The 18,437-nt window shown below is 30.5% G+C and carries 15 protein-coding genes, 2 tRNA genes and 1 pseudogene; 11 read left to right on the top strand and 7 right to left on the bottom strand.

The features are described from left to right. Positions 1-10: 10 nt before the first annotated feature. A complete protein-coding gene (locus FNIIJ_RS01360; RefSeq protein WP_038436259.1) occupies positions 11-805 on the bottom strand; it encodes an RNA methyltransferase in 795 nt (264 codons plus the stop codon). Between the two features lie 15 nt (positions 806-820). Beyond that, the gene (asd, locus tag FNIIJ_RS01355) at positions 821-1,813 is read right to left on the bottom strand and encodes an aspartate-semialdehyde dehydrogenase (RefSeq protein ID WP_038436258.1); all 993 of its coding nucleotides are present in this window, start codon (positions 1,811-1,813) and stop codon (positions 821-823) included. Between the two features lie 198 nt (positions 1,814-2,011). Between asd and sucC the strand changes: the two genes are divergently transcribed. From sucC to FNIIJ_RS01340, 3 genes are read left to right on the top strand one after another with little or no spacing between them, the layout of a single operon-like run. Beyond that, complete coding sequence (gene sucC, locus FNIIJ_RS01350; protein WP_038436256.1) at positions 2,012-3,205, top strand: ADP-forming succinate--CoA ligase subunit beta; 1,194 nt, start codon at positions 2,012-2,014, stop codon at positions 3,203-3,205. A 2-nt stretch (positions 3,206-3,207) separates the two neighbouring features. Continuing rightward, positions 3,208-4,281 (top strand): DNA polymerase III subunit gamma/tau, encoded by a 1,074-nt coding sequence (gene dnaX, locus FNIIJ_RS01345; protein ID WP_038436255.1) that lies wholly within the window; start codon positions 3,208-3,210, stop codon positions 4,279-4,281. An 11-nt stretch (positions 4,282-4,292) separates the two neighbouring features. Beyond that, on the top strand, positions 4,293-4,619 hold the full coding sequence (locus tag FNIIJ_RS01340; protein WP_038436253.1) for a hypothetical protein: 327 nt from the start codon (positions 4,293-4,295) through the stop codon (positions 4,617-4,619). A gap of 7 nt (positions 4,620-4,626) precedes the next feature. Here the strand turns inward: FNIIJ_RS01340 and FNIIJ_RS01335 are convergent, their stop codons facing one another. Then, positions 4,627-4,857, bottom strand: coding sequence for a Sec-independent protein translocase subunit TatA/TatB (locus FNIIJ_RS01335; RefSeq protein ID WP_038436252.1), 231 nt, complete (start codon positions 4,855-4,857; stop codon positions 4,627-4,629). Between the two features lie 809 nt (positions 4,858-5,666). On the opposite strand from FNIIJ_RS01335, the gene FNIIJ_RS01785 reads away from it, so the two are divergent. The 8 genes from FNIIJ_RS01785 (at position 5,667) to ccsA (ending at position 15,316) form a co-directional block, all read left to right on the top strand. Further along, positions 5,667-5,810, top strand: coding sequence for a hypothetical protein (locus FNIIJ_RS01785; protein ID WP_158499132.1), 144 nt, complete (start codon positions 5,667-5,669; stop codon positions 5,808-5,810). A 111-nt stretch (positions 5,811-5,921) separates the two neighbouring features. Next, the gene (locus FNIIJ_RS01330; protein ID WP_038436250.1) at positions 5,922-7,205 is read left to right on the top strand and encodes a trigger factor; all 1,284 of its coding nucleotides are present in this window, start codon (positions 5,922-5,924) and stop codon (positions 7,203-7,205) included. Further along, positions 7,198-7,875, top strand: coding sequence for an ATP-dependent Clp endopeptidase proteolytic subunit ClpP (clpP, locus tag FNIIJ_RS01325; protein ID WP_038436249.1), 678 nt, complete (start codon positions 7,198-7,200; stop codon positions 7,873-7,875). The genes FNIIJ_RS01330 and clpP overlap by 8 nt, the downstream gene beginning before the upstream one ends. Positions 7,876-7,892: 17 nt before the next feature. Next, on the top strand, positions 7,893-9,089 hold the full coding sequence (clpX, locus tag FNIIJ_RS01320; protein WP_394332475.1) for an ATP-dependent Clp protease ATP-binding subunit ClpX: 1,197 nt from the start codon (positions 7,893-7,895) through the stop codon (positions 9,087-9,089). 54 nt (positions 9,090-9,143) lie between these two features. Then, the gene (gene mutS / locus FNIIJ_RS01315) at positions 9,144-11,579 is read left to right on the top strand and encodes a DNA mismatch repair protein MutS (RefSeq protein ID WP_316929434.1); all 2,436 of its coding nucleotides are present in this window, start codon (positions 9,144-9,146) and stop codon (positions 11,577-11,579) included. A 141-nt stretch (positions 11,580-11,720) separates the two neighbouring features. Beyond that, a tRNA-Gly gene (locus FNIIJ_RS01310) sits at positions 11,721-11,793 on the top strand. 12 nt (positions 11,794-11,805) lie between these two features. After that, positions 11,806-11,890: transfer RNA gene (locus FNIIJ_RS01305), tRNA-Leu, on the top strand. A gap of 384 nt (positions 11,891-12,274) precedes the next feature. Further along, positions 12,275-15,316, top strand: a complete 3,042-nt coding sequence (ccsA, locus tag FNIIJ_RS01300) for a cytochrome c biogenesis protein (RefSeq protein WP_233485139.1) — start codon at positions 12,275-12,277, stop codon at positions 15,314-15,316. A gap of 27 nt (positions 15,317-15,343) precedes the next feature. Here ccsA and FNIIJ_RS01295 read toward each other — a convergent pair whose 3' ends face one another. From FNIIJ_RS01295 to FNIIJ_RS01840, 4 genes and pseudogenes are all read right to left on the bottom strand, one after another. Continuing rightward, complete coding sequence (locus FNIIJ_RS01295) at positions 15,344-15,565, bottom strand: hypothetical protein (protein ID WP_038436245.1); 222 nt, start codon at positions 15,563-15,565, stop codon at positions 15,344-15,346. 713 nt (positions 15,566-16,278) lie between these two features. Beyond that, positions 16,279-16,404 (bottom strand): annotated as a pseudogene (locus tag FNIIJ_RS01905) (DNA topoisomerase); the annotation flags it as partial. Between the two features lie 458 nt (positions 16,405-16,862). Beyond that, positions 16,863-17,825: a polyprenyl synthetase family protein gene (locus tag FNIIJ_RS01290; protein WP_233485138.1), complete on the bottom strand. Its 963-nt coding sequence runs from the start codon at positions 17,823-17,825 to the stop codon at positions 16,863-16,865. Positions 17,826-18,052: 227 nt separating this feature from the next. Next, complete coding sequence (locus FNIIJ_RS01840; protein WP_262481935.1) at positions 18,053-18,175, bottom strand: hypothetical protein; 123 nt, start codon at positions 18,173-18,175, stop codon at positions 18,053-18,055. Between the last annotated feature and the right edge of the window lie 262 nt (positions 18,176-18,437).

Here is an 18,437-nt window from a genome sequence, read left to right as displayed (position 1 = left end):
GTTTATCTGTTTAATTTGAGCTAATACCATCTAAACGCTGACGAAAGGCCTCAAAAAGGATTACAGCTGCGGCATTACTTACATTTAATGAATCAATATTTCCCCGCATTGGAATTTTTAATATTTTATCGGATGCTTTAATTATTTCTTTTGAAGCCCCAAAAGATTCTGATCCTATCACAACAGCAATTTTTGCTCTTAAATCACTATGATATAAATTAGTAGCATCATTTCTCAGTGAAGAAACTATCAGTTGGACCTTATTTTTTTTTATCCAAAAAAATAATTTTGAAGGTGCTATTTCTATGATTTTTTGGGTAAATACTGTTCCTAAGCTTGCTCGTATTACATTGGGATGAAAAATATCTGTTTTAGATTTATAAAGTATAATCCCATCTAAATCTATAGCTTCAGCACTTCTCAAAATAGCGCCTAAATTTCCAGGTTTTTCAATCCCATCAAGAATTAGCAAAAATAATGCCTTGCTTGTATTCAAATTCTCCAATTTAATAGCGTGCCGATAAAAAAGACCTATTAATCCTCCGCTTTTTTTTCTATAAGCAATTTTTTCAAAAACTTTACGGCTAATTTCTATAATTCTAGGAAAATGTTGTAGAACATTTATCTTTTCAGTAAGATCTTTACATATAAAAATTTCTTTAGGTTTATAATTTCCTTGTAACGCTTTTTCAATTTCTCTGAGGCCTTCTACAATAATAAGATGTTGCTCTATACGAAGTCCGTATTTTTTTTGTAATCTCAATAGATTTTTTATTTTCAAATTTTTATTACTGTAAATATTCATTCAGAGGGAAATATTCTACTGTATCAGTTTATGATTTATCAAATACTCGGCAATTTGTATTGCGTTAGTGGCTGCACCTTTTCGCAAATTATCAGCGACTATCCAAAGTAATAAGCTATTTTCTTGTGACAAATCCCTACGCAATCTTCCAACAAATACTTCGTCTTTTCCGTAGGAATGAATAGGCATGGGATAATAATTATTTTTCGGATTATCTTGTAGTATTAATCCTGGTGTATTTTTCAATATTTCTCGTAATTCATCTAGTTCAAAGTCTTTTTTGAAAGAAATCTGTACACTTTCAGAATGTCCCCCGATCACTGGAACCCTAACTGCTGTGGCACTCACCCCCATATTTTTTACTCCCATAATTTTCTTTGGTTCTCTTATCAATTTCAGTTCTTCTTTAGTATATCCATTTTCTTCAAAAGAATCGCACTGTGGAATTGCATTTTGGTAAATGGGGTATGGATAAATTCGGTCGCAATATTTTCCTTTCGATTCCGCAAATAATTGATCTACAGCTTTTTTTCCAGTCCCTGTGACTGATTGATAAGTAGAAATAAAGACACGTTCGATTCCGTATTTTTGATGCAAAGGATTAAGAACCATTACTAACTGAATGGTGGAACAATTAGGATTAGCAATAATTTTATCTTTTTCTGTTAGTTGATGGGCGTTAATTTCAGGTACAACGAGTTTTTTTGAAGAATCCATCCTCCAAGCTGAAGAATTATCGATGACTGTAGTTCCTATTTTTGCAAATTTAGGAGCCCATTCTTTTGAAATTTCGCTTCCAGCTGAAAATAAAGCAATGTTAGGGAACATCCTAATCGCTTTTTTTAGACTAGTAAGTTTATATTTTTTACCTTTGAAACAAATTTCTTTTTCTAGAGATCTTTCTGAAGCAACTAAGATTAATTCGGTTACCGGGAATTTTCTTTCTTCTAATACTTTTAGTATAACTTTACCTACCATTCCTGTAGCTCCAACAACGACGACTTTCATAAATTTTTTATCTATTAAAAATAGATAAATATATCAGGGTTTAGGTAACAGGAAAATATAGAGACAAATTATTATTATTTTTTACGCAAGGCCGTATCCTCGTTATCACGGAAGGAAATTGCCCCCGACTTAATTTTATAATCATAAAGCGCGGATTGAAAAATCTTTTTATTAACTCATCATTCATAATAAAGTCTTATGAATTTACATGAATATCAAGGAAAGAACATACTTCACTCTTTTGGAATAAAGGTTCCATTGGGGAAGGTAGCACGAACACCATATGAAGCCATAACTATGGCAAAAAAAATAACTAAAACCACCGGGTCCAATATTTGGATAGTCAAAGCGCAAATACATGCTGGAGGACGTGGAAAAGGAGGAGGTATAAAAATGGCGAAATCTCTGAAAGAGGTCTATGAAATATCCTCAAAAATTATAGGGATGCGTTTGATTACACCTCAAACACCGAAGGAAGGAAAACTAGTACATCGTGTAATGATAGGACAAGATGTTTATTATAAAGGGAAAAGTGAGATTAAAGAATACTATATATCTATACTCATAGACCGAAATAAAGAAAAAAATATAATCATGTATTCTCAAGAAGGAGGTGTAGATATTGAACAAATAGCTAAAGAATCACAGGAACAAATTTTGATAGAAGAGATAGACCCGTACTTTGGGATATTTGACTTTCAAGCGAAAAAGATAGCTTTTAATATGAAATTACCTACCCAGGTATTCAAAGAATTCATCATTTTTATAAAAACGCTTTATAAGGCTTATGTTGCATCAGACGCTTCCATGATTGAGATTAATCCATTATTAAAAACTTCTGATAATAAGATTATAGCTGTTGATACTAAAGTCGTTATAGATGATAATGCTCTTTATAGACATCCTGACTATGCTGCTCTGCGTGATATAGATGAGGAAGATCCTTATGAAGTGGAGGCCGCGAAAGCAGGGTTGAATTTTGTAAAACTTGATAGTAATGTTGGCTGTATTGTTAATGGGGCAGGTTTAGCTATGGCGACTATGGATCTGATTAAATTGTCTGGGGTAAGTCCCGCTAATTTTCTTGATGTAGGAGGAACCGTAGATGCACATCGAGTCGAAAAAGCTGTTTGTATTTTATTGAAAGATAAGACCATTTCAGCTATATTCATTAATATTTTCGGAGGGATTGTCCGTTGTGATACCATTGCCCAAGGTATCATAGCTGCCAATCAAATTATAGAAGGAGGAATACATGTCCCTTTGATTGTACGGTTACAAGGAACTAATGCTAAAGAAGCTAAAAAGATGATAGATCAGAGTAGATTATGCGTGCACTACGTTGTTACACTGAAAGAAGCTGCTGCTAAAATTAAAGAAATATTAATTTAATTATGCCAGCCTATATTGTTTCAGCTATAAAGTATCGGCCTAAAGATTTTAAAGATGTAGTAGGACAAAAAGCCGTTACTGAGACGCTTGAGAGAGCTATAACGAATAATCGTTTAGCTCATGCGTTTTTATTTTGTGGTCCTAAAGGAGTGGGAAAGACTACTTGCGCTCGGATATTGGCTAGAAATGTAAATATTCTTTCTCACAAGAAAGAAATATTAGAAAATAATTTTAATGTTTTTGAGTTAGATGCTGCTTCTAACAATTCAGTAGATGATATCAGAAATTTAATAGATAAGTTACGTTTTCCTCCTCAGCTTGGAAAATATAAAGTATATATCATAGATGAAGTTCATATGCTATCTCAAGCAGCCTTCAACGCTTTTTTAAAAACTTTAGAAGAACCTCCTGAACATGCGATTTTTATACTTTCTACTACTGAAAAACATAAAATATTGCCTACTATTCTTTCTAGGTGTCAAATTTACGATTTTAGAAGGATTTCTTTAGAAAATATTTATAAAAAACTAAACCAAATTGCTTCGTTAGAAGGAATTAAAACCGACATTGAGTCTTTGTATATGATTGCACAACAAGCAGATGGCTCTTTACGGGATGCACTATCCATATTTGATAGACTTATATCCTTTTCAGGAAAGCAATTAACTACAACTTTAATAAGAGATCAATTGGGGATTCTTGATCAAGAATATTATTTTAAATCAGTGGATTTTATGCTTTCCAATAATATTACAGGAATTCTATTACTTTTTCATGAAATACTACAGAACGGATTTGATGAAAAATTCTTTATAGAAGGATTGGCTCAACATTTTAAATATCTTATATTGGCCAAAAACTCAGATGGACTTTCCTTAATGGAAGTTGTTGAATCACTTAAAGAAAAGTATATTCAACAGGCATCAATCGTTTCTAAAGATTTTTTAATAGAAGCAATACAGATTTGTCACCTGGCTTATATAGATTCTAAATTAAGTCGGAATCCTCGTCTTTCTATAGAAATTTCTTTAATTAAATTATCTTCCCTAAAGGATACTAACAATCCCTGTAATTAAAGAAATTATTGATGATCAAACTTTTGAATCTTCTGCCCGAGAAGGAAAAAACGTCTTGGGAAAAATTTATGACATTAAATCATTTTTTGCTAATCAGAACCATAAAATATGAATTTGTTTCTGATTCCCTAGTAATTTTATATTTTTCTTCAAAAGAAGAAATGATGAAATTTTCATCGATACATAAATTGATCTTGAAAAATATTAAGTTTGAAACTCGGATTATACATCATCAAAAACAAATAACTTCTGGGGAAAACAAATTTTATTCTTTAATAAAAAAATATCCTCAATTAAAAATCCTTAAGGAATGTTTAGACTTATATTTTGACGATTGATTTTCCATCAGAACGTCGGATCCTTCTTTTCTTCTTTATATTTATAGTGTTCATTTCTTTTTTTTTCTTCATAGTCATCACCCTGAGCAGCTTTTTTAAATTCTCTCAATCCTGTCCCAAGACCTTTCATAAGTTCGGGAACTTTTTTTCCTCCAAATAAAAGAAGAGCCAGGATAACGATAACAATTAATTGACTAGTACCAAAATTGGCTAAAAACATTGATGTAATATTCTTCATTATGATTAAGGTTAACGGTTAGGATTTTTAATTTCTTCATCCAGAATTTAACATATTTTTCGACAATAAAAATCATATTATCACGTTATAGAAATTATATTTTTCTTTTAACGCTACTAAAAGACCTAATATAATGTGTACACACATGCGTCCTAAGGGGGATTTTATTCTATAATATTTCTGTACCCACCAATAAGAAATCAACATCATGCTTCCATAAGCAACCATGCTGATGCTATAAATACAACCCCAGGTCTTTTTAAGAACAAATTTGATAAAATAATAATTCAGGTTCCGATTATAGAAATATAGGTACCAACAAAAGGTTGTTCTGTTATTTTATAAGATAGATTGAGATATATACCAATAAACAGAAAACTACTAATACAATTTATATTACTACAGAGAAACACATAAAAAACTTCTGACATCAGATTAGAAAAAAAAGATGTATCCGTGTAATTTTTTATAAAATGGGAGAACAAATCTGTTTTGGGGTTCTGGATTTAAAATAAGTAACAAAAAAATCACAAATACTTGTTAAGAATTCGTATAAAAGTATAATAAAAGGCTTTTCCATTCGCACGCAAACCATATCATTGGGAAGCTGCAAATAAGATAAAAAAAAATTAGAAAGTATTCTTTATGATTGGAATAACCTGTTATATTGGCAATATCTTTTAAAAAAAATAATATACTTAAAAAACTTATCATACTGCTTGAGAAAAGTTGCTGTTGATCGGGATGTTAAAAACCGAAAATAAGAGTTATCAATACCGAAAGTCAGAATATTGATCAAAAAAACAGATATGGCAGACTTCTCTATATATAGAGAAAAGGATTTTTTATCTTGTAAAAATTTTGATAAAACTGTAATGAATTATCTTAGGAAGCACAATTCCTATGCTATAAACAATACTCTTTCCAAAGAATTTGATACGCAAGATTTTTAAAATTATAGAACTTTTGCAAAAAAATTAGTTTTTTTCATATATATATCTCTTTACATTCCTTTTAATTATACGTGGGGATTCCAATATATTTTTTATTAGAAACAATATGTCATGAATATTACACGCAAACAATTGGATGAACTTAATATTATATTAACCGTATCATTTAATAAATCAGCTTTTAAAGATAAAATCGAAAACAGACTTAAAGGATATCATAAAAAAGCACAATTTCCGGGGTTTAGAAAAGGGAAAGTTCCTATTGAAATAATTAAAACACATTTTTACAAAAAATTAGTTCACGAAGAAATCCAATTTTTGTTACAAAAAAATATTAGTGATTATATCTCTAGAGAAGGACTTCATATTCTCGGAAACATTTTTCCTAAAAAAGAAAATATTCTTGATGTAAATGCTGAAGAATTTGTCTTAGAATTCGAATTAGGACTAGTTCCACAATTTGACATACCACCCCTAAATAACCTATCTATTCCTTATTATAATATAGAATTAAAAGAGGAAGATATACATCATAATCTAGAGAAGTTCCAACAACGGTGTGGTTTTTTTTTCCCCAAAAAAATCATAGACGAGTCAGATTATATACAAGGTAAAATAACAGCTATTCATTCTAATAATAGAGAAAATCTTCCTAGAGAATATGCTTTTTCGTTGAAAAATTTACCTAAAAAAACAGGGTCCAAATTTCTAAAAAAAGAAAGAGGAAATATTATCGATATAAATACTTCTGAACTCTTTTTAGACGAAAATAGTTGGTCAAATTTTATAGGCAAATTTGGAGTTTCTCATTTTCCAATACGTTTTTCTATAGAAAATATCTTTAAAGTTCATCCTGCTCCTTTGAATAAAGATTTTTTTTATAAAGTCTTTGGAGAAAATAAAGTCACTTCTTTAGAAGATTTTAATAGAAAGTTTAAAAAACACATATTAAAAAATTATACTGAAGTAGTTGATAAATTTTCTTTTTATTTCATTTTTTATCGGTTGTTTGAACTAGTACGTTTCGATTTGCCTTCGAAATTTTTAACCCGTTATCTTAAATATACTAAAAGTAAAAAAGGTGCCGAAGATAATTTTTTCACCGAATATGACCAATTTGAAAAATATTTACGATATCGGTTCTTTGAAAAGAAATTATCGCAGAAATTAAAAATCAACATACGATATGAAGATATTGAAGCATCCGTATTTTCTTTAGCATATACCAAAAGGTATAATCCTATTAATGCAGAAAAAATGCAAATAAGAAAAATTTATAATTTTCTCTTTCGTAATAGTTTAATACAGGTTTTCAGAGAACGGTCAAAAAATAAAACCATTTCTTGGTCAGATTTTCTCAATCTTCTTAAAGATTATAATAAAAAAGATGTTTGACAAAAAAGAATTTAGAAAATATGCTATTGATCATTGCTCTATAAATAGCATCTTATTAGATAATTATATTAGTTCCATAACTCCTTACATCGTAGAAGAACGAAAATTAAACGTAGCCCAAATGGATGTTTTTTCCCGTTTAATGATGGAACGAATAATTTTTCTTGGTACATCGATAGATGATCACGTAGCTAATATAGTACAGGCACAACTTTTATTTTTACAATCAGTAGATTCCTATAAGGATATACAGATTTATATCAACTCTCCTGGTGGAACTGTTTATGCAGGATTAGGAATTTATGATACGATGCAAATCTTGAAACCAGATATCGCTACTGTATGTACGGGGCTAGCAGCTTCTATGGGAGCGATATTACTTTGCGCAGGCACTAAGGGCAAACGTGCAAGTCTTAAACATTCTAGAATTATGATTCATCAGCCATTAGGAGGAACACAAGGTCAGGTCTCAGATATAGAAATTGCAACCCGTGAAATTATTAAACTGAAAAAAGAACTTTCTGAGATTATTTCTCAACATTCAGGACAATCTATAGAAAAAGTAGAAAATGATTCCAATAGAGATTATTGGATGACGTCTGATGAAGCTGAAAAATATGGAATGATAGATGAAGTTTTATATAGAAAACCTGAAACCAAAATCACTTAAATCTGATGGAAAAGTGTATGTTCTGTGGATGTAAAAAAAACAATCCCGTATTATTTTTAACCGGATTATATGGGAATATATGTGTTAATTGCATAGAACAAGCTCACCATATAATTAACAAAAAAATTTCTAAAAAAAAAGAAGAGATTTCTTCTGTAGGCTCTAATATTAGTAGTCCAAAGGACCTAAAACAGTTTTTAGATCAATATATTATTTGTCAAGAAGAAGCTAAAAAAATTATTTCGGTAGCAGTTTATAATCACTATAAAAGGTTAACACATGACATCTTAGATAAACATAATGAAATAGAAATAGAAAAATCAAACGTTCTTATTATTGGTCAAACTGGAACTGGTAAAACTCTTATGGCACGTAGCATTTCACGTTTTTTGAATGTCCCTTTTACTATCGTAGATGCTACAATTCTCACTGAAGCAGGATATGTTGGAGAAGATGTGGAAAGTATATTGACGAGATTGCTACAAGCAGCTGATTACAACATTACAGCAGCAGAACGGGGTATAGTATTTATTGATGAAATAGATAAAATTGCGAGAAAGGGAGATAATCCTTCTATTACACGAGATGTTTCTGGAGAAGGAGTGCAGCAAGCTTTTCTAAAAATATTAGAAGGATCCGTGGTCAATGTTCCTCCTCACGGTGGGAGGAAACATCCTGATCAGAAAATGATCCCTATAGATACAACAAATATTTTGTTTATTGCTGGAGGATCTTTTGAAGGTATTGATAGACTTATTACCAGTCGATTGAATTTTTCATCTATAGGATATAAAAATCCTACCCGTTCTAGTATAGAACACAATGAAATTTTACAACATCTTAATGCTACAGATGTAAGAAACTTTGGACTTATTCCTGAACTCACTGGGAGATTTCCAGTGATAACCTACATGCATCCTTTGGATACACACGCACTTTATAGAATTATGACTGAACCTAAAAATGCTTTACTTAAACAGTATCAAAAACTCTTTGAGATGGATAATGTTTCTTTAATTCTTACTAAAGAGGCCATTGACAAAATTGTAACCCAATCGCTAAGTACTGGGGTGGGAGCAAGAGGGTTACGAACAATTTGTGAAAAGGTTTTCAATGATTTTATGTTTGATATAAAAAAAAATAAAAGTATTTTAAAAATCGATGGCAAAATGGTAGAAAATAAATTAAATAATTATAATTATAAAGCTTCATAATTCAGTTTTAATACTCAGACATTGAATTCCATAGAATTAAAAAATACGCCTCTAATGAGGCAATATACTGAAATCAAATCATTATATCCAGATGCATTATTATTATTTCGGGTCGGAGATTTTTATGAAACTTTTGATGAGGATGCTATTAAGTGTTCTAAAACACTGAATATTGTTCTCACAAAACGTTTTAAGGGTTCATCATCTGAAACAAAACTTGCTGGATTTCCTTATCATGCACTAGATAACTATTTACCAAAACTTGTACTAGCTGGTTTTCGTGTAGCAATTTGTGATCAAATAGAAGACCCTAAAGACCCTAAAACAACTAAAAAACTTGTAAAAAGAGGAGTAATTAGTCTGATAACGCCTGGTGTAGTTTTAAATGATGGGATTTTACCAAAATGTTCTAATAATTTTCTAGCTGTAATTCATTTTAATAATGAAACTGCTGGGTTAGCAATTCTAGATATTTCTACTGGAGAATTTCTCGTTACAGAGAATAATCTTCAATCTATTTATCAAATTATTCATCGTTTTTCACCTAGTGAAATTATTTATCAAAAAAATAAAAAATACGAATTTGAAAAATTTATAAAAAAAGAATATTTTACCTCTTCGATGGAAGAATGGGCGTTTAAATATTCATCTGCTTATGAAAAACTCATTCAGCACTTTAAAACTCATTCTCTGAAAGGATTTGGAATAGAACATCTCAAGAATGCTATTATTGCAGCAGGAGCAGCATTATTTTATCTTGAAATTACACATAATACTAAAATTAGTCATCTGTCATCAATAAGTCGAATAGATGAAGAACAATACGTGTGGTTGGATGATTTTACTGTTCGAAGTCTTGAAATATTTCATTCAAATAACCCTAATGGAATATCTCTTTTTGATGTGCTGAATCGTACACTGACTCCCATGGGAGCCAGATTATTAAAAAGATGGATGATGTTCCCTCTGAAAGAATTATCTGCAATTCAGTCTCGTCACGATTTATTAGAAACATTTATAATGTTTCCTGACTTAAGTTCTAAACTAATTGAGATTTTTTGTTCTCTTAATGATATAGAACGTCTGATCTCAAAAGTATCTACCGAAAAAATTAATCCTCGTGAATTAATGAATTTATGTTTATCTCTTGATAGTTTTGATACTATAAAAAAAATTTTATCGACTTATCAGAATAATCTTTTAAAAGAAATAGGAAAATCTTTTCCTAATTTTAGGATCTTATATAACCATATATCTAAAGCTTTACATGAAGATCCTCCTCAACAAATTGGAAAAGGAAATATTATTGCAGAATTTTTTTCAAAAGAACTTGACGAATTACGTTATTTGGTTTCTTCTGGGAAAGATTATTTACATCAGATTTGTAAACGTGAAAGAATTCGGACGGGAATTCAAAGTTTAAAAATTTCTTTTAACAAAATTTTTGGATTTTATATAGAAATACGAAATATTCATAAAAATAATATTCCCAAAAATTGGATAAGAAAACAAACATTATCCAATTCTGAACGGTATATTACTGAAGAACTTCATGAATATGAAATGCGGATTTTGGGAGCTGAAGAAAAAATTATAACTCTGGAAAAAAATTTATTTCAAGAATTAGTTGCTTTTGTTGGAGAGTATATTGAATCTCTACAAAAGGCCTCTAAACTTATAGCATATTTAGACGTTATATTATCTTTTACTAAGAATTCTCAAGAATCCAATTATGTTCGTCCCGTTATGGATAGGAGTAAAAATATTTTTATAGAGAAAGGAAGACATCCAGTTATAGAAAAACATCTTCCAATAGGAGTATCTTATATTCCAAATGATTTATCGTTAAATTCTGCATATTCTCAAATTTTTATTATCACCGGACCAAATATGTCTGGAAAGTCTGCTTTTTTACGACAAACCGCTTTGATTGTACTTATGGCTCAAATTGGAAGTTATGTTCCTGCAAAACGTGCACAATTAGGATTGGTGGATAAAATATTCAGCCGTGTTGGGGCTTATGATAATCTATCGTTAGGGGAATCTACTTTCATGGTGGAGATGAATGAAACAGCTAAGATTTTAAATAATCTCTCAAAACGTAGTTTGATAATACTTGATGAAGTAGGAAGAGGGACAAGCAATTCTGATGGAATTTCTTTAGCTTGGTCGGTAATTGAATACCTTTACAAACACTCAACTCGTCCTAAAACATTATTTGCTACACATTATCCAGAACTTAATGAAATGTCTGTTTATTTCCAAAGAATAAAGAATTATACTATTTTGGTCAAAGAACTAGATGAAAAAATTATTTTTATGTATCAACTATTACCCGGAAATAGTACACACAGTTTGGGAATTTATGTAGCAAAGATGTCTGGAATGCCAAATATGGTTATTAGTCGTGCTAAACAATTATTAAAACATATTGAAAAATTTAATCTTATCAAGATCTTTCAAAAAAAGTATGACCCATTCAATAGATAAGTTGCAAGATCCTATCTTAGAAAAAATTCGGTAGAAAATGATTAGTATTGATATAAATATGCTTACTCCTCTAGAAGCCCTTATAAAACTCAATGAAATAAAAAAAATATTAATCAAATGATTTTATCTTTGTAAATTATTGCGAAAATAGCTCAGTTGGTAGAGCACGACCTTGCCAAGGTCGTGGTCGCGGGTTCGAATCCCGTTTTTCGCTCGTACACAGAAGGCCTGGATGGTGGAATTGGTAGACACGCAGGACTTAAAATCCTGTGGTCATTGTGACCGTGCGGGTTCAATTCCCGCTCTAGGTACAAGAGTGAACAAATAGGGACTGTAACTGGTTTAAAAATATAGATTGCGTACCTTATTTTCGTATTCAAATGTTGAATAATTGCATATCTTCAACACCATGATCATACATACGAGGTATATAAAATGCAGAAAGAAATTCCTATATCTGCATTGCCATTAAGATAGTTCAATACCGATTTGATTATATATTCTCTAAATAATTTTGTGTAAACTCTATCCTGTAGAGACCTCTTTTAGGGTATGCGAGTTTTATTCCAGAAAAATCTTTTAAACATTTCTTCCTTCTCATTTTTAACCGATCTAATTTAGACATGCGGCAGCTTTTCAATTTATTATTTTCTACTAGGTTAATGGGCATTCTTCTTCTTGTTTTTGCATTTTCCATGGCCACTGGTACTTTCCTTGAACAAGTATATACGACAGATACAGCAAAGGCTCTGATTTACGAATCTAGTTGGTTCGAAACCATTATGATACTTCTATTATTATGTTTCATAGTAAATATTGGTAGATATTGTCTTTGGAGACGAGAAAAATGGCCTTTGCTTATTTTTCATTTAGCTTTTGTATTGATTTTTATAGGTGGTGCCATTTCAAGATATATAGGTTTTGAAGGAATGATGTACCTTCTCGAAGGTGCAACCTCTAAATATATTCTTTCAAGTAATACTTTTATTAAATTAAAAATTTCAGATAAAAACAGAATTCGAGTCTATGAAATCCCTTATTTGCTAGCTAATCTTCACAGTAAGTTTCAAGGAAGGTTCCAATTTGGAAATGAGATTTTTAACCTTAAAATTATAAATTATGTTCCGCATGCTCAGGAGATTATTGTTGACAGTTTTAACGGGAGTCCTTTTCTTCAAATTGTAACTCTATGTTCTAAGGGCGCTAAAGGTTATGTAGAAGATTCCCTTTTCTCAGGTAAGACTAAAAAAATTGGAGGTCAATCTATTAGTTTTGGATCTCATTCTATACCTACGACAATGAAAATAGTACAGAAGAAGGGTAAGCTATACTTACTTTCTTCTGTTAATGGAAAGTATACTATTATGAAAACTGGAATTTCAGGTCTTATTCGAAAAAACGTTCCTTCAGAACTGAAATTAAAAACTATTTATAAAATGGGATCTTTACAATGGATGGTCCCAGATCCTATTCGTCATGGAATTATAAAATATGTATCATCTCCAAAAGACCAAGAAGAAAATTTTCCAGATGCTATTACTGCTGAAGTTTCCAATAGAAATCAATCAAAAATTATTACGTTTTTTGCAAAAAAAGGACTATCCAATATGGGAGGACAACTTCAAATAGAAAATAAAAAAATCACCATAGGTTATGGATCTATTTTTATCGAAACTCCTTTTTCTTTGCATTTGGATCGATTTGAATTACAACGTTATCCTGGTTCTTCCAGTCCTTCTTCTTTTGCTAGTGAATTAACAATTAACGATGGGAATGATAAAAAAAAGTATAGAATTTTGATGAATAATGTACTATCTTATAAAGGGTATCGATTTTTTCAATCAAGTTATGATTCTGATATTAAGGGTACATATCTTTCAGTGAATCATGATTATTGGGGAACTATGATATCTTACATAGGAAATATGTTATTAGGTTTGGGAATGTTTATAAATTTTTTTTGGAAAGGAACTCATTTTTCAAAACTTAGAAGAAAACTTGCTGAAATAAACCGTAAAAAATTCCTAATTCTCATTTTTTTACCTCTACCTTTTATAGGTATATCTGCTAAACATAAACCTTTTTCTTATAATCTGATAGAGTTTATCAATTCTTCTCCTAAAATACCCAATTCCCATCTTGATAAATTCAGTCGGTTATTGGTTCAAGATCCCTCAGGAAGGATTAAACCTATACATACGATGGCACTAGAATTGCTTCGTAAAATTTACAAGAAAGATTATATAGGACCCTGGGAAGCTGTACGATGGATGATATCTATTTATCAATATCCAAGGTCTTGGATTCACCTACCTTTTATAAAGGTAGGAATTGGAAATAAGTTGTTAAATATTACCAAAGCTAATAAGAATGCTTATACATCATTAATGAATCTTTGTAAATTTAATCAGTCTACCGGGAAAATAGATTTTTTCTTAAAAAAAGATTATGAAAAAGCTTTTTTAAAGAGTCCTTCACAAAGAAATCAATATGATAAGGCGATTATAGATTTAACCGAAAAAATAGGCCTCATATCAGGTCTTTTACAGGGAGAGTATCTAAGAATTTTTCCAAATGAGGTTAATCATACTTGGATCCGAACGAATCCTATGAAAGTATATCCACCGGCTCTGAATATGCTAAAAAATTATTTCATAGCTTTGTCAAAAGCCCAACAATCTAATTATTGGAAATCAGCGGATAAAATTTTGCACAAAATCATTAATTATCAATATAGATTTGGTCATGATATAATCCCTTGTAAACACAAAATTGAAGCTGAAATATTTTATAATAAATTAAATATTTTTTATAACCTTATATTTTTTTATGCTTTTTTAGGTCTACTATTTCTGATAGTAGCTTTTACTGACTTGTTTACTTCTTCGTTTAGTATTAGAATAGTTGGACGCCTCATAATGAGGATTACTGTTTTAGTCTTTTTTATTCATGCTTTTGGGTTAGCCTTCCGTTGCTATATTTCCGGCCATTCTCCTTGGAGCAATGGTTATGAATCGGCAGTTTTTATTAGTTGGTGCATAGTGTTGGTGTCTTGTCTTTTTTATCGTACAGTCAATTTTTTTCTCCCCTCAATTTCTACTTTATCTTCCACTGCACTTCTGGGAATAGCTCACATGATGAATCCTGAAATTACAAATCTTGTGCCTGTACTTAAATCTTATTGGCTAATTATTCATGTAGCAGTAATTACTTCAAGTTATGGGTTTTTTTCTGTTGGAGGATTCTTAGGTTTAACTGTTTTAATTATTTGTATTTTACGACCTTTATTAAAAAATCCAACTATTGAAAATCTTATAAAAGAGCTAACTATTATCAATGAAATGTCCCTGACAATAGGATTATTTTTATTAACTGTAGGAACTTTCCTTGGAGGAGTTTGGGCTAATAATAGTTGGGGAAGATACTGGAGTTGGGATCCAAAAGAAACTTGGGCTTTAATTAGTATAATAGTCTATGCTTTTGTACTACATATGAGGTTAATTCCAAATTTACGAGGAATCTTTGCTTTTAATTTTGCTAGTATTCTCTCATTTTCTTCTATAATTATGACTTATTTTGGAGTAAACTATTATTTATCAGGTCTACATTCTTATGCTAAAGGCAATCCTATTGCTATTCCGATATGGATTTATTATATTCTGTTTTTTCTTTTTTTTATAGCTATCATTGCCCGTGATCAAATTAAAAAATTTCCCACCAACTCGATAAGCATCTGATTATTCGGGTACGTATTTTTCGATAAATTATTTTGACCTTGTCTGGACTAAAACGTCCATTTCCTTCCGTTGTTTTTTAATCAGTTCAATCACTTGTTCCAAAGTAATCTCATCAGCACAATATCCACTATCTTCCTGAATTGATATAGATTTTCCATCATATTGAATGTCAAAAGTTTTAATAATCCTATGCTGATGTTTTAATAAGGGGTCATCCTTATCCTTTATTTCTACAAAACGACCGAGCAAAAACTTTTTTTTACGGATTTTGAATACTTCTCAAGTAGGCGTTCTGTATAATTTTTGAATGGAATCCGATATAGAAAGACTTAATCAAGTTATTCCATGATTTTCTATTTGAGCTGGAAAGTCGTAATTAATAATTTTCTTTTTACTTACTCAACTCAATTCTGTTTTATTATAACTATTGATTTTACTACTTCATAATTCTGTTCTATTCCTTTTATATCTTCTATTTTGATAGAATTCCGTTTTTTAATAGTTAATATGGGAGGAACATATGTAGAAGGTCTCCCAAGGGTTTCTAAAGTATCGACTAACAATGCTTCACTCTAACGAGACAAATTTTTAGTAAAACGTTGTATCGCTGTAATACTTTGATTTTTAAGTCCTTCCCCCTCTTTCAGTTTGGGAAGATAATTTTCATCTGTTTCTTTTTCAATTGTATTTTTATCAAGTATTAAAAATCCATCGAAAACAATTATTTCTCAGCAAGGAAATTAGACTTCTCTGGCGTGTTAATGTATATAGTAGTTTTTTCCAACAAAGCGTAGTCCGTTGCCATCTGAGCTCAGACAGGCGGCTATATCATTGCTAACATGAAATTTGCTAACGTCTGTAGGTCGAATGGCTTCTTGTGCAGATTTACTTTTGGTAGACCAAAGTTTTTAATTATAAAATCTTTTTTTTATTGAGGCTGTTAAACTATCTGTCCGAATCTAAGTTATATATCCTTCTTCATATAACTGTTGAACCATACGCATAGTATACTCAACTGAGGATACTAATTTTCTAAAAGCTTCTTGCTGAAGACTAGAAGTAGTAAAAGGTGATAATGGACTCTTTTTTCTTTTCTGATACAAATAAAGATTTGACTCGGTTTAAAGTTGGGTATTTATTTTTCTCGTTCTCCGATTAAACGTCCTGCTACGGATTGGACACGTACTACAGAAAGTCCTTTCTTTATTTTTTTACTCCTGGAGAAAGCTAAAGGTCAAGAACTCTACGTGCATATACCAAATTATTATTTATAGGTCTAGGTTTTTCGTTATCCTCCGTGGGATTTTAAATTTATTATGGCATCCCATCATGATTATTAATTAAAGATTGAAGTTTTTTAACGATCTTTTTTTTATCTTTAGGTACTACATAAATAGGTTAAAAATCATTATGTATGTCTATTCCCAGACTTTTCTAAGGTAAATTAACAATGTGGCCTACTTAAAAAGATTTATCTAGATAATTCTGTATAGTCTTCACTTTCGTAGGAGATTCTACAATAATTAAATTTGTTCCCATAGATTTTTCAGTACTGACGTTCTATTATATAATTCACCATAGTCTTTAACGCGATTTTTGACGGATTTTCCGGAAATTGTTCTAAAAGTTTTAATGCTTCTTGACGAAACTCATTCATTTTTTTTATAGCATAATTTATCCCTCCATTTTTCTTGACAAATTTTATAATTTCTTGCACTCTTTGTGTATCATTATTATGGTATTTGATAGAATCTATAATCCATTTTTTATCTTTTGAATTACTTTTACTAAGAACATGAATCAACGGTAAAGTTATTTTTCTCTCTTTAAAATCTATTCCTATAGGTTTTCCTATGGGAATATCTTGGGAATAATCAAATAAATCATCTTTAATCTGGAAAGATAATCCGATAATTTCTCCAAATTTTTTCATTTTAAAACATGTCTCTTCATCTGCCCCCATTGAACATGCTCCTCCTTCACAACATGCACTAATTAAACTAGCGGTCTTGTCTCGTATAATCTTTTCGTATTTGTTTTCAGTTATATATATTGATGTTTCTATTTGTAATAATTCACTTTCAATTATTTTTCGTATGGTTTTAGAAATAATTTTAAATAGATATGAATTATCAATTTTTGTGGCAATTATTAACCCTTCTGAAAGTAGATAATCCCCAAATAATACAGCAATTTTATTTTTCCATAAAGCATTTATAGAAGAAAATCCTCTTCGCAGCGGACTCCCGTCTACTACATCATCATGGATAAGAGTAGCAGTGTGAATTAATTCTATTAAAACAGCCGTATAATGTGTTTTTTCCGTAACTGTTCCTAACATTTTTGCTATGAGAAATACTAACATAGGACGTATTTGCTTTCCCTTATGATGAATAATATAATTAATTAGACGTTTTAACATAGGTACTTTCCTCTGCAAATAGGAACCCCAATTTTTATCAAATAGTTTCATCTCTTCTAAAATCGGTTCTTGTATTTGTTTTATCATATTAAATTGCATTTTAGTCCGTAATAAGCTTATATTGCGAGGCTTGCATTCTAATCTAAGATACGGCTGCCAGAATTAATAGAGCAGATTTCGTAGGCTTAAAATTGGGAATCATACAGTTCCTATCGCGATCCCTAAATTTATGCAAGCTTCTTTCCCATTTCGGAAGCTAATTAATAAATGTTTTTCCGGCGTCACTACAGAACCTTCTTCTTTGGCGTTTTGGGTTAATCGGGGTAGTTATCAGTTTTTTTATAAGAAATCTCGTCTATCGAAGTAGTGTTATCTCTAACTTCTGCTATTAAAGTATTTTTTTTTCTTTCTTTCTTTCTTTCTTTCTTTATTCCCATATCCGTTACTCATCTCTTTCTTGATAAGGGATTTCTGCAAGAAGTTTTTTAGTAAGTTCGAAGTCTTCATAAAATTTAGATTCTTCCGTTTTTTTTGTTGTTTTTTCTCTTGCCAAAGAAAATATTTATTATACCTTTGTAAAGTCCTTATGGATGCATAGGTTTCAATCTAAACCTATAATAATGTTCATTGAATGAATTTTTAATGAAAGTAGAAAGCTATTGTGTTTTTCCCCTGAGAGATATTTATACTTAAAACATT

Source organism: Candidatus Walczuchella monophlebidarum, from assembly GCF_000709555.1.
Taxonomy (GTDB): domain Bacteria; phylum Bacteroidota; class Bacteroidia; order Flavobacteriales; family Blattabacteriaceae; genus Walczuchella; species Walczuchella monophlebidarum.
This window is presented reverse-complemented; position numbering and strand designations above follow the sequence as displayed.

Bases quoted from the DNA above. Each gene is read 5' to 3' on its own strand.
- FNIIJ_RS01360 (WP_038436259.1), bottom strand. From the start codon at position 805: ATGAATATTTACAGTAATAAAAATTTGAAAATAAAAAATCTATTGAGA.
- asd (WP_038436258.1), bottom strand. From the start codon at position 1,813: ATGAAAGTCGTCGTTGTTGGAGCTACAGGAATGGTAGGTAAAGTTATA.
- sucC (WP_038436256.1), top strand. From the start codon at position 2,012: ATGAATTTACATGAATATCAAGGAAAGAACATACTTCACTCTTTTGGA.
- dnaX (WP_038436255.1), top strand. From the start codon at position 3,208: ATGCCAGCCTATATTGTTTCAGCTATAAAGTATCGGCCTAAAGATTTT.
- FNIIJ_RS01340 (WP_038436253.1), top strand. From the start codon at position 4,293: ATGATCAAACTTTTGAATCTTCTGCCCGAGAAGGAAAAAACGTCTTGG.
- FNIIJ_RS01335 (WP_038436252.1), bottom strand. From the start codon at position 4,857: ATGAAGAATATTACATCAATGTTTTTAGCCAATTTTGGTACTAGTCAA.
- FNIIJ_RS01785 (WP_158499132.1), top strand. From the start codon at position 5,667: ATGGCAGACTTCTCTATATATAGAGAAAAGGATTTTTTATCTTGTAAA.
- FNIIJ_RS01330 (WP_038436250.1), top strand. From the start codon at position 5,922: ATGAATATTACACGCAAACAATTGGATGAACTTAATATTATATTAACC.
- clpP (WP_038436249.1), top strand. From the start codon at position 7,198: ATGTTTGACAAAAAAGAATTTAGAAAATATGCTATTGATCATTGCTCT.
- clpX (WP_394332475.1), top strand. From the start codon at position 7,893: ATGTTCTGTGGATGTAAAAAAAACAATCCCGTATTATTTTTAACCGGA.
- mutS (WP_316929434.1), top strand. From the start codon at position 9,144: ATGAGGCAATATACTGAAATCAAATCATTATATCCAGATGCATTATTA.
- ccsA (WP_233485139.1), top strand. From the start codon at position 12,275: ATGGCCACTGGTACTTTCCTTGAACAAGTATATACGACAGATACAGCA.
- FNIIJ_RS01290 (WP_233485138.1), bottom strand. From the start codon at position 17,825: ATGATAAAACAAATACAAGAACCGATTTTAGAAGAGATGAAACTATTT.
- FNIIJ_RS01840 (WP_262481935.1), bottom strand. From the start codon at position 18,175: ATGGGAATAAAGAAAGAAAGAAAGAAAGAAAGAAAAAAAAATACTTTA.